The 11,758-nt window shown below is 51.3% G+C and carries 9 protein-coding genes and 5 pseudogenes; 6 read left to right on the forward strand and 8 right to left on the reverse strand.

What is annotated here, in order from left to right; translation table 11 throughout:
- Nucleotides 1-240: 240 nt before the first annotated feature.
- The 7 genes and pseudogenes from ACR0CW_RS22650 to ACR0CW_RS22680 all read right to left on the reverse strand — a co-directional run bounded on the left by ACR0CW_RS22650 (nt 241) and on the right by ACR0CW_RS22680 (nt 6,485).
- Nucleotides 241-495, reverse strand: coding sequence for a hypothetical protein (locus tag ACR0CW_RS22650; protein WP_480789527.1), 255 nt, complete (start codon nt 493-495; stop codon nt 241-243).
- Between the two features lie 85 nt (nt 496-580).
- The gene (locus tag ACR0CW_RS22655; protein ID WP_480789528.1) at nt 581-2,635 is read right to left on the reverse strand and encodes a type IV secretory system conjugative DNA transfer family protein; all 2,055 of its coding nucleotides are present in this window, start codon (nt 2,633-2,635) and stop codon (nt 581-583) included.
- Between the two features lie 43 nt (nt 2,636-2,678).
- Nucleotides 2,679-2,900, reverse strand: a pseudogene (locus ACR0CW_RS22660) (integrase core domain-containing protein); the annotation flags it as partial.
- Between the two features lie 45 nt (nt 2,901-2,945).
- A pseudogene (locus ACR0CW_RS22665) lies at nt 2,946-3,335 on the reverse strand (ArnT family glycosyltransferase); the annotation flags it as partial.
- A 77-nt stretch (nt 3,336-3,412) separates the two neighbouring features.
- Nucleotides 3,413-4,759, reverse strand: a complete 1,347-nt coding sequence (locus ACR0CW_RS22670) for a sensor histidine kinase (RefSeq protein ID WP_480789529.1) — start codon at nt 4,757-4,759, stop codon at nt 3,413-3,415.
- Between the two features lie 25 nt (nt 4,760-4,784).
- The gene (locus tag ACR0CW_RS22675; protein ID WP_480789530.1) at nt 4,785-5,462 is read right to left on the reverse strand and encodes a winged helix-turn-helix domain-containing protein; all 678 of its coding nucleotides are present in this window, start codon (nt 5,460-5,462) and stop codon (nt 4,785-4,787) included.
- Between the two features lie 277 nt (nt 5,463-5,739).
- Nucleotides 5,740-6,485 (reverse strand): annotated as a pseudogene (locus ACR0CW_RS22680) (IS5 family transposase).
- Between the two features lie 246 nt (nt 6,486-6,731).
- On the opposite strand from ACR0CW_RS22680, the gene ACR0CW_RS22685 reads away from it, so the two are divergent.
- Nucleotides 6,732-7,495, forward strand: a protein-coding gene (locus ACR0CW_RS22685; protein WP_480789531.1) for an IS5 family transposase whose coding sequence is annotated in 2 segments (ribosomal slippage) — nt 6,732-7,050 and nt 7,050-7,495 — 765 coding nt in all. Because the reading frame shifts where the segments join, the coding sequence is not laid out codon by codon here.
- Between the two features lie 68 nt (nt 7,496-7,563).
- On the opposite strand, the pseudogene ACR0CW_RS22690 reads toward ACR0CW_RS22685, so the two are convergent.
- A pseudogene (locus ACR0CW_RS22690) lies at nt 7,564-7,794 on the reverse strand (IS6 family transposase); the annotation flags it as partial.
- 437 nt (nt 7,795-8,231) lie between these two features.
- On the opposite strand from ACR0CW_RS22690, the gene ACR0CW_RS22695 reads away from it, so the two are divergent.
- From ACR0CW_RS22695 to ACR0CW_RS22715, 5 genes and pseudogenes are all read left to right on the forward strand, one after another.
- Nucleotides 8,232-8,795, forward strand: coding sequence for an RNA polymerase sigma factor (locus tag ACR0CW_RS22695; protein ID WP_480789532.1), 564 nt, complete (start codon nt 8,232-8,234; stop codon nt 8,793-8,795).
- 29 nt (nt 8,796-8,824) lie between these two features.
- Nucleotides 8,825-8,893, forward strand: a pseudogene (locus ACR0CW_RS22700) (hypothetical protein); the annotation flags it as partial.
- Between the two features lie 48 nt (nt 8,894-8,941).
- Nucleotides 8,942-9,628 (forward strand): hypothetical protein, encoded by a 687-nt coding sequence (locus ACR0CW_RS22705; RefSeq protein ID WP_480789535.1) that lies wholly within the window; start codon nt 8,942-8,944, stop codon nt 9,626-9,628.
- A 13-nt stretch (nt 9,629-9,641) separates the two neighbouring features.
- A complete protein-coding gene (locus ACR0CW_RS22710; protein ID WP_480789533.1) occupies nt 9,642-10,337 on the forward strand; it encodes a thioredoxin domain-containing protein in 696 nt (231 codons plus the stop codon).
- Between the two features lie 23 nt (nt 10,338-10,360).
- A complete protein-coding gene (locus ACR0CW_RS22715; protein ID WP_480789534.1) occupies nt 10,361-10,903 on the forward strand; it encodes a thioredoxin family protein in 543 nt (180 codons plus the stop codon).
- The last annotated feature ends 855 nt before the right edge of the window (nt 10,904-11,758 follow it).

Here is an 11,758-nt window from a genome sequence, read left to right on the forward strand (position 1 = left end):
ATCTGGAAGGAAAAGTTCCTGAACCAAACTTGACCTGACAGAACCCGCCAGAAAAACGGCCAGCTGTCAGATCACATCGGAACCACTACAGATTAACAACATGGGCGAAAAATCGATCGGCTATCCGGTGTGTTTTGATTTTTCTGTAAAATCGTCCAATGCACCCATCATTACTTCGGCAGCCTGCCCTGCCGTGAAGTCAAAGCAATCATAACTTGGTTGCCCTATGTACGGTAACTCCTACATGACGCCTTTGACCGGAGTTGAACCAATCTCGTACATCAAGTGTTCTTCATCCACCTCACCGATTTCACGATAATGATCCAATAACCTACGAGCTTCTGAGTAGTCGGTTAAGGGTTCAGACAGGGCTACTCCCGTGTCATCAAACGATTGAGCTGTGAATTCGATGAAGTGCTTTTCAGCGTCCTCCCGGTCATGGCACGCTGTTACTCGGAAGCGGCATTCCGGCTCCCAAAATGGTCTGTGTGTCAAAACAATATACACCAATCCTACCTTTCCAAGTTAGACGGTTCTAGCACTCTGCCGCCAGCTCCACTTCACATTGAGTTCTTGCATCTCAACAAATGCAATCATGCCTCGGCTTTGTACACATCCCGCAAACATTTCCTGAGTCGATGTCGCTCTGGCGAACTTCTTCGTCACAGGTCTCGCACCGGGTCGGTACAAAAGACCCGTGTAGTTGCCCCGGCTGTACAACGACCCCGCATTCTTTGCATGAATGCTGCCACTTGCCGTCGATGAATTGCCCGCCGCAGCCTTGGCATTGCGCTGGGTGTTCTTCGGTTGCCAGCCTTACTGTCGCGGCGTTCTCAGACGTTTGCCTCAATGCAATGCACCGCGGCGTATCACACATCAGAGGTTCGGAATCCGCTGCATTGCCTTCCTTTCCCTGGCTACCGTCTTGCTCATCAACAAGGTCTTCGTCCGAGGCTTCAGCCGTTTCCGATGCGGACGGTTGCTTGGTACTGCCATCCGCTTGCCCTGGAGCATTTGAACGGGAGGTGACTAATCCAAGCTCTTGGACTTTCTTTCTATCCGCTTGAACCAGATCTGAAACATCATCCTCTGTTTTTACCTGATCCCTCATCTCCGGCCGGGTGAAGTACACCGCTTTGCTGCCCAGGATCGGCGGCAAGTCCCGCGTCATGATCAGAGCAGCGATTTTGGGTAATTTGGCCAGATCGGATTGGTTCATCAGAGAGATTTCTTTGACTTGCTCATTTTCTCCGGAGCTCAGCTGGCCTGAGAACATTTGATACTTCGCATCTGATGATGAGTTGACCTTTGTTTTGACGGCAATGGTGTCCTTCCCAAGCATATTGGCGACTTCATTTGAGCGTTGACTGCTTTGGATAGCACCCAAGATGCGCGTTTCAGTGGAATCCTCCCACGCTTGTGCCCCTTGTTTCCATATTTCCTGAACCTGCCCCCAGGACTGGTAGAACAGCATAAGATGAAGGCCGATATCGCGCCCCTCGTCTCGAACAGTTTTGAGTTGCTCCAAACTTCCGAGACCTTTGGCTTCATCGAGCAGGAACAAACGTCGGGCACGAGGCCGGCCGGGTTGTTCGGTGAGCTGCGCGGCGATCAGCAAGGCTCCGGTGAGAAGTCGCAGCAATGGGGTAAAGTCCTTCAGCACGCGCGTCGGAACATCAATAAAAATGTCCGTTTTAGGATCCAGGATGGTTTCGTGTTTAGCACTGCCTTCAGGTTGCTGCAGAAAACCGTTAACATCCGGAAACTTGGCAAAAGCGATTTTGTTGCGAATACCGGCAACCAATCCGGGGTAAGATTTTTCGGACTCGGCTTGTAGGGCAGTCAATTCCTCTCGAACAAACTCCATCGGAGCATTGAACATCATTTCCTTGGATGCTTCGATCGCCTGTTTTTGCGACTGACCCAGAAATCTCGAAACCTTCAGTAGAACGCTATCATGGTCGTTTTCGATGAAATAGCAAAGGAGTGCGGCCAACAAGTTGACCGACTTTTCGCGGAAGTGGGTCGAGTTCTCAGTGGCCCCTGCCTCCTCGGGAATGAGGGTTTTTGCCAGGGAGTAGTAGACCGATGGCCGACCCTTAATGAGTGGTGCAAGTAGCTTGAAAGGATCAAGGCCGTCCGTCGCGCAAATCCGAACCGGATTGAACCCGAGTTTGCGCCGGGCCTCGGCCGTCCTATGGAATAGGTTCCCTTTTGGATCAAGGACTACGATCGGGCCGCCGTAGTTGAGAATATTGGGGATCACCAAACCTGTTGTTTTAAATCCGCTGGATTCCTGAATAACCAAAATCTGGCCATTGCCTGTTTTGGGGGAGATTGTCAGGAGTTGCCCCTTACCATGATTGCCCCAGGTCGCCTGATCATCAGGATCGAAGTAGTTTACATCGGATGTTCTGGGTGCCGTCATTTCCCCGAGAACAACCCCTTCAGTAACATTGAGGTGTTGTGCAGCTTCTTTAGCTGTTGCCCAACGCGCACGTTGGATTCTGGCCCCCTGCCTTGTTGCCCCCCGCAGGTGGAATGGATCCTTGCGAGTGGTGTGCTTGCGAAACAAGCCGCTGAATCCCCAACACGTGAACAAAAAGGCGATCGAACTCACCACCAGCATGAACATCTCTATGGACCTGTCGCGTTTTCGTTCCGCTCCAAGTGCTCGTTTAAGCCACTTTCCGTTCGCAAGTGACGGGGCTTTCCCAGCTCAACGCTGAGTGCCGCCGTCGCAGATTATAGAAGCCGTTGATGTGTTGAAAGATGGCCGATTCGGCTTTTTTGCTCATCTGCCACGATCTCCGCCAAATCAGTTCGGTCTTGATCGTTTTGAAGAAGGTTTCGACGGCAGAGTTGTCATAACAATTGCCCTTGCCATTCATTGATATCTTTAAGCTACTGCCCATTTCTTGGCGTACCCAGCGGAATGGCAGAAACAGTAGGGCGATGGCGCAGGCGAATATCAAGACGCGCGCACCAAACCCGTTTATGCCAAACAACTCCATTCCCGCAGCTGACAACCACGTGTGCAACGGTGGTTTACCCCAGAATGGGATCCCGTAGTCGAACTGAGGCGTGATCCAATCCTGAGTTTCGATCATTTTACGTGCGATTTCCGCATAGCGTGCTTCGGTTGTGTCTGTGAAGCGTAGGGTGAATACTCCCAACAAACGAACTAACCCCAGCCCGATGAGAATGAAGGCAAGGGTCAAATAGTCAGTTTGCGAGAGGCGTAGTTTTTCGTCAGTCGATTTGCTGATCTTCGACTGTTCTTGATAACAGGTGGTTTCCGACAAAGTATCTGCTCCCGCTTGAGACAGCGGCACAGACTGGCGTCTTTTCTGGCACTCAAATCATGGTAGCGTTACAAATATGCAAGGAAGCAGTTTTTTCGCCAATGTGTCTATTTGGCAGCATCGCTTGAAAGAGGAAATCTTGCGCGGATGAACAAGCCGGTCTGCAGCTTGTCAGGGTTCTCACTAAGCAACAGTTCGGCGCCGTGTGCCTCTGCAATTGCCTTGACCAAGGCAAGCCCCAGACCGGCGCCATTACCCGATCGGCTTGCATCCAACCTGATTGATGGTTTTGTAACTTCAGAAAATGCACCGGCAGGAATACCCGGCCCATTGTCGGTGACGCCCAGTTCAGTTGCATTTGCGATGAGCGATATTTGAGTCCCAACAGGTGTGTGGCGCATGACGTTTTCGATCAGATTGATCAGCATCTGCATCAGCAGGACCTCATCTCCTTGGACAACTGTATCCCCCGATATTTTAGCCTCGAATTCATAACCTGCATCTTCCGCTACTGGCTGGAATGTCTGTGCCACCTCTTTGGCAAGATCAGCAAGGTTGACGCGGCTAAATCTCTTTCGCGCATTGCCCGCCTCGAGACGGGCGATGCTCAGGATCGCTTCGAATACAGAGATTATATGATCAGCCTGTTTCAACCCCGCTTCGACATTGGTTTTGACGCCGTCAGGATTTTCTTCGAGCAGTGCATTTTCAAGCCGCAGCCGCAATCTGGCGATGGGTGTTTTCAGATCATGTGCCAGATTAGCTGAAATGTTGCGGGATTGATTGAACAAACCCTCCAAGCGCTCGAGTGTCAGGTCGATATTCTGGGCCAGATCATCCAGATCATCCCGGGTTTTTAGGACGTTGACACGGCTGGTCAGGTGCCCCTGCGCGACGTCCTGTAGCACATTAAATATCCGGTTCAGGCGTCTTTGGTTGTAGAAGCTAAATGCTAATCCGACCGTCAAAGCAGACAACGAAATAGCGACACCGATAAAAAAGAAAATCAACGGTACCGAAACTAGAATTGCCGAACTTTGTTCGAGGTTGTTTCCAATGGCCAGAACACTGCCAGCGGTTTCTCCGACAAAGAAATACCAATGATCATCTTCCAGTGCCAAAGGATCATACGCGGCTCGGTTCCACCAGTCCCACCGGTCCCATCGATCGTCTTCGATAAGACCTCTTAAGGAGAAGATTCCTTCGGGCTCGGTGTGAGCTGGTGATTTCTCAGCCTCGAAGTAAAACACCTCGTCTGAGTTGTTCTGATAGTCAGTTCGATAGAATCCACGCTGCTCGATATCGGAGGCAATTTGTTCAAAGCGTGCGCGAAGGTCTTCTTCAACCCTGTTATCAAAATACGTCTGGACCACATTGGCTGCCAGAATAGCACCGACAACTTGCAAGACCAGTAAACTAACGGCCAGAACCACTGCTTGGCGTAGCGCTGACATTCTTAGATAATACCGCAGGGTTCCCTTAGGGTTCAAAGATATACCCCGCTCCCCGAACAGTACGAATCACAGTGTCACCGAAGGGTTTTTCGATCTTCGCCCGCAATCTGCTGACATGCGTTTCCACGACACTTGTTGTCGGGTCAAAATTAAGGCCCCATACTTTTTCAAGCAGCATATTTCGCGTAAGGATACGGCCCTTTGAGCGCATGAATGCCTCTAGAAGGCGGAACTCCTTTGTGTTCAGATCAAGCTTTATCCCGGCTCTGATGCACTGCTGTTTCAGCAGATCAAGGTGGATATCCTTTGCTACAAGCGTTGTCGTTTCCGTGGTTTCCGCCCTTGTGTTTCTACGGCCCAAAGCGGTGACACGCGCTTCAAGTTCAGAAAACGCAAAAGGTTTCGAAAGGTAATCATCAGCTCCGGCCTCCAGCCCTTCAACTCGGTCGTCGACTTCTCCAAGCGCGGTCAAGAACAGGGTTGGTGTTTGCACATTGGCGGCACGCAGCGTTTTCAATACACCCAATCCGTCAAGCCCCGGAGTCATCCGATCCAAAATGAGAACATCGTAGTCCGTTGTAGTTGCTGCGATCAGAGCTTCGCGCCCATTTGCAAACAAATCGATCACATGGCCCGACCGGGTCAGGCCATTTTGAACCCAGCCACCAATTTCCGCATCGTCTTCCAGGAGTAATATGTGCATCGCATCACCTTTCGATGACTAACATATGTAGCGGGATTGATGATCCTCATCCACTTGATTTCATCTGGGCTTCGGCCACTTGACTGGCAATGCCTACCTAGTTGTGGATGTTTTGATAACTGCTGCATGTTGGTGAGAAGTGGTTGAGGCTCTGTCTAGGAATTAATGGGTTCTGCTGGGTCAACTTTTGAGGGCTGATCAAAACATGTGGATGCGCAAGCGAGCGAAGTTCATTCGGTAAACCTAAACCGGGTCAGGCCGTTTCTAGGGTCAGGATTCATAACCAATAGATGACGGTTGCTGCGAGGGCGATGGCAGAAAGGAAGACTTTGGGGCAGCGGTCATACCGGGTTGCGACGTGCCTCCAGTCCTTGAGTCTGCCGAACATGATCTCGATCCTGTAGCGGCGTTTGTCGTATTTGACTAGGGTCTTGCGTTTCTTACGGCCGGGGATGCAAGCGCGTATCCCTTTGTCTTTTAACGCGTCTCGGAACCAGTCGGCATCATAGCCGCGATCCCCGAGCCGCCAGTCCACATTTGGAATACTGCTGAGCAGAGCCCGAGCACCGATGTAATCGCTGACCTGCCCGGCGGTAACAAACAGGTTGAGCGGACGCCCTTGGCTATCTCAGATGGCGTGCAGCTTGGTGTTCATGCCCCCTTTGGTTCTACCGATCAGGCGGCCACGCCCCCCTTTTTCGCGGCCGTACTGGTCGCGGTGCGGTGTGCCTTGAGATAGGTCGCGTCGATCATTACCTTCTTTTTCTCATCTTGCTCAGCGGCTAAACCGGCCATCATCCGAGCGAAGATACCCTTCTCACTCCAACGCTTCCACCGACTATAAAGCGTCTTGTGCGGCCCGTATTCAGAAGGTGCGTCCCGCCAGCGCAAACCATTGCGGTTGATGAAGATAATCCCACTCAACACCCGCTTATCATCAACCCGAGGCTTGCCGTGCGACTTCGGGAAAGATGGGGTAAGCTTGGCCATCTGCTCGTCGGTTAGCCAATAAAGGTCGCTCATCTCATCGCTCCGTTTTCGGAGCCGTGAATCACGCGGCGCGGTGGAAATCAATGCATCCTAACCCTAACGCCCGGATCGCCAAATCACGCTTCACGGGTTGTATTGTAAAGTTTCTTACTAGCCGAAGAGATTACGGCGGATCTTCAAGTTAAGCAGCCAACTCAGCGAACTGTTTGAAAGGGCAGAGTCTAGGGCGTAGACCTATTAATGGGAAGATGATTCAAGGTGTGAAACAAGGGAGGTTTCATGTCATTGGCTTTCTGGCTCACGGAAGAACAGTTCAGCAAGATCAAGCCCTTGCTTCCGAACAAGCCTCGTGGCGTGCCGCGTGTGGATGACCGGCGCATGCTCTCGGGGATCATCTTCTGCCTTCAACGCGGGTATCGATGGTCTGATGTTCCGGCGGAGCACGGCCCTGCCAAGACACTCTATACCCGCTACAAGCGTTGGTCTGAGGCGGGTGTGTTTGAGCAGATTTTTGCAGCCCTTGCACGCGAAGGCGCTGACCTTTCAACGTTAATGATTGATGCGAGCCACATCAAAACGCACCGCATCGCGGCCAATGGGGTCAAAAAAACGGAAGCGCAGGGCGCGCCATCGGCCGAACAAAGGGCGGGCTGAATTCCAAGCTCCATCTGGTCTGTGATGGCGACGGCAAGCTCGTGCATCTGCACATCACCGCAGGCAATCGCGCGGATATTACACAAGCACGCCAATGCCTTGAGCCATATGTCGCAAAAGAGACCACCGTCATCGCAGACCGGGGATATGATGCCAACCACCTGCGAGACTGGCTGGCGGAGACTGAGGCTACGTCCTGCATCCCTCCCAGAAAGAACCGTAAAGTCCAGTTCGGGTATGACACCGATCTCTACAAAACCCGCAACATCATTGAGCGTATTTTCAACCGCCTTAAGGACTGGCGGCAACTTTCCCTACGCAGCTTCCGATGTCTCAAAACATTCCCTGCAGCCGCTCACATCGCTGTAATCGTCATATGGTTCTTATGAGTCTACGCCTTGGGCTTGAGCTGGCACTTGCGGATCATGTTAGCGACTTCGATGCCAGCAGTGTTTCCGCCGCTTTTGTCGAAGGTTCGGTAGAGATAAGCCCACGTGCGCTTCAGTTAATATAAGTTTCATCCATTCTCCAAGAACAATCACATGCGCCATTTCGGCGACGGGCCGGAATACCGTGTTACCCATCGGTTCAGTGTGGTGTGGTCTACCGAAACACCACGCTCAGACACGATTTCTTCAAGATTACGTCTTTCGGATACTTTGCGCCTTTGAAAGAAATCATGGACCAACCTTAAACTGGATCATCCCGATCGCCACACAAGTGCTGAGGCCACAAAGGTCAATGGTCAAAAGTTTGCAACACAACCTGATGCACAGAATGCAAGGGCAACGCCTGATCAGACGCGAGCTATCTGGGCTCAAGAAAATGGCTATGTCAGACGTTCCTTCAAAACCATTGGGGCCAGCACCGCAATTGTTCGGCATGCACCTTTTCATGTTGTTTTTGCGTCACTCAAAGACGACAGCTGCTCTGTGAACAGGGCCACCTGACGCTGACGCGCCAGTTGGCCAATACGACACTAATTAGATTTCGTATTTCTTTATCACGCTCTCGTGAACAGTTTACTTGGTTTTTATGGGAACCAAATCCAACGAGGCTCGTCTTATACAACGATTACTGAAAGATTTAGCAGTTAGCGTCAAAAGTAAGCAAGGATCGAAACCCGTGTTCAAAAAGAGCCCAAGCACGAGCTTTGAGGAGCTTCTGCAAATCAACATTGATGCGCTCTATCGTACAGCACTTCGCTTGACACACGACCGCTTTACGGCTGAAGATCTGGTTCAGGAAACAAGCCTGCGGGCCTACAGGGCCTACAATGGCGGTGCTGTACCTGAGAGTTTTCGTGCATGGATCTTTCGGATCATGATCAATGTTAACATTGATCATGGAAGGCGACTACGTTTCCTGACCGAGGAAAATGCCCTCGATGCCGTTCCCACCACTATTCACGGTCCAGCACAGAGTTTTGCCAATGCTCAACTGGGTCGCGATATCGCCTCGGCAGTGAATGACTTGCCTCACGATCTTAGACTCATTGTTCAGCTCGTGCTGATTGAAGGAATGAGTTACCGCGAGGCGAGCATGAGTTTGGATTGTCCTGAAGGCACTGTGCGGTCGAGATTGAGCCGAGCTCGTGTGCAGTTGCGCGAGCGACTGTCGGATCATGCTCCGCACAGCGCAGATCCTCGCGTCATTCAGTTTCCGCAGCGAAAGAAAACTAAACCATGAGCTGTCGTTCGATAGAGTCAGAATCCCTTATGTCTTGGGTAGATGGTGGTTTAGATGCTGACGCCGCGCGAACTGTGGCGTGCCATATTGCAACCTGCCCTCATTGCCAAGAACAAGTTGCGTTACTGAGGGCGGAGACGGATGCTTTGAGAAAAGCCCTCGGTGGCAAAAGAGCACCTGCCCAACTGTTCGCTCGAATAGCGATACAGCTGGCGGCTGAAGAACGCCCTTCGAAGACTGACCTCGCGAGTGCGGGCATGAGAGGTAGATTCTCCAGTGCATTGATCGGAGCAGCTTCAGTCGCCGCCATATTGATGGTTGCGGTGATCTTCAATTTAACCTCTGGCAGTTTGCATGCGCCTTCACTCTCGTTGGATGTTGTCGCTTTTGAGACAACGCGGGACTACAAAACGTTCAGGGCGAGCCAACGCGAACTTGATGTTGCCAGTGATGATCCGTCAGAAACAATCGCCTGGCTCTCCGCAAGAATAGACAAGCCGCTTCCTGCACTATCGGAAAAAGTGCTCGAATATCAGCTGGTCGGTGGGCGTTTATGTCTCTTGCTGGGACAGCGACTGGGTGCGCTGACTTATGAAAGTCAAGCGGGTCAGATAACTGTTTATCTAGTCTACAGTCCCATCAAACAGGCGAAGGGAAGTTTACCTGAAGTCAACCTACTGGCTGCAAAACACAAGCAAGACGGCATCGGCTCTATTGTATGGTCGCAGGACGGCCTGGTGATTGCAGTTCTCTCAACACTCCCGGATGCGGAAAAATCTCGCTTTGCAGAGGCATTCCGAAAATCGTTGAACACACAGTTTCTGGAAATCTGAAAAAGGTCTTGATATGGCAATAAATCAATCGCGCCGGGGTGCGTTGCTGGTGCTTGGTGGTGCGGGTGCAGCAGTAGCTCTTGTCCCAATTCTCGCAAGCCAGGGGGAGCATTACAACGCCGGCTCTCACCATACTGCAGGCCACAACCACGGCGGTCCAGGGACTGCACATTTTGGGGATGTGCCGTTGCGGGAAACTGACTTCGTCCTCGGCGCTAAGGACGCTCCGATAACACTAATCAAATATGGTTCGCTCTCATGCCCGCACTGTGCCGCTTTTCATGTTGAAACGGCGTCTGTTCTGAAGCGTGATCATATTCCTAACGGTCGCGTCCGCTACGTCCATCGGCACTTCCCATTAAACCAGCCGGCGATGGCGGCGGCCATGCTTCTCCACAGCGGAAACAATAGTGTTGAGAGGTTTTATGGACTCATCGACATTCTTTATTCAGAACAGCACGAATGGGCTCGCGCTCACGATTACGTCAGCGCGTTAAGAGCGATTGCGGGACGTACAGGTGTTGCCAGAGACGAGTTTGAAGCGATCCTGGCAGACGAAGAGCTCGGTCAGAGAATCATTGCTGAACGAGAAGAAGGTTCGCAAATTTATGGCGTTAACTCGACCCCGACCCTATTGGTCAATGGCGGACGGTACAGCGGACATCACAGCATCTCTCAACTCGAATCCGTCTTCGAGCAAATCGCGTGAAACAACACGACTAAGAGAATAAAATGAAAAAGAAAAATAGATCCTCTGGCGCCGTGACTAGCTCAAAACGTGACGCATCCAGAACCCTCACCGGAGATACGGTATCAAACGGTCGGATCATGCGCCGCGACGTTTTTAAGAAACTTCGCAACGGAACCATAGCAGCTGGGGTACTGGGTCTGGGCGGCTTGGGTCTTTATCGTAGCTATTCACGACATGTCGAGTTACTTGATCTCACTGCTATTGGCAATGGCATCCCCACCATTGTACAGGTCCACGATCCTCATTGCCCGACTTGCCAAGAACTACAAAAAAGAACGCTGCGCGCAGCGAAGGATTTCGAAGCGACTGAACTTCAGGTCCGGGTTGCCAACATACGCACCCTCGAAGGTCGCGCGATCGCCGACAGGTATGGTGTACCGCATGTTACACTGCTGCTATTTGATGGTCAGGGCGAAATGCGAAGAATCGTAAGAGGATTGCAGGAGGTAAACCATCTCCGTGATCAGTTTGACGCTCACGTAACGCGCTTTCCCAAGAAATCCTCAAGCCCGGACGAAAAGTGACCCAAAGCAAATATACAAGCACAAAGCAAGAGTTCCGGTTCTTTCGCAAACTCTGCCATACTTGTCAGATTGAACGCAGTTCTGTTTACGCGTGCTGGGGCATGATAGGAGCAAATCGTGACGATCTCATCTAAGGGCGGGCAAATACCTAAATTACATCATTGAATCGGATCATCGATCCATCAAACGCAGGATTTGAACTATGCTGGGATTCAAATCTTTCGCTTTAGCCGCAACTGCCCTAGCAGGCATGGAACTGGTCAATATGATTCACAAAGGCCAATTCACGCCCGGACTCCAACCGTTTTAGCCGTTCGCTCTATTGGCAGAATAGTCGATTCTCTTGCTCAATCTACGTTACCTTCGAAAGAATTTGCGACAAAACCGACCTTTATCGATACCTACGCCCACGTGGCAATCTGCAAAATTTATACCGAGAACACGCCATCATGGCGGGGATCTGCTGAAGGACCGAGGTGTTTCACTCTATGCAACGCGCAAGCGCACCCTCCAAGGTGACATGTGGGGTATCTGGTTCCCCTTCCTCTTGTTTTGCGCGATTTCAGCTTTAATTCAGGTCATTATCAGGCCTGAAGGCTGATTGCTGAGCTAAGGCTTTGGGAAGGAAGTCAAGATTTTGAATTAGAAAGCTCAAAATCTTGACTGCACATAAACGAGAATAATCGTAGATGACACTAAACCAATCTTCCGACATTCTTAATTCGACGATTTCCTGGACCCATGGCGATGAAATGTTGCTGGCTCTGAATGGTGCCCCGGGAGCGGTTCTGGATATCGCACCTGAAGATATTGCCTATTTCGAACAGCAGGGCGCATCGTTGATTGTCCATCTTG

Source organism: Ruegeria sp. CH6, assembly GCF_056537005.1.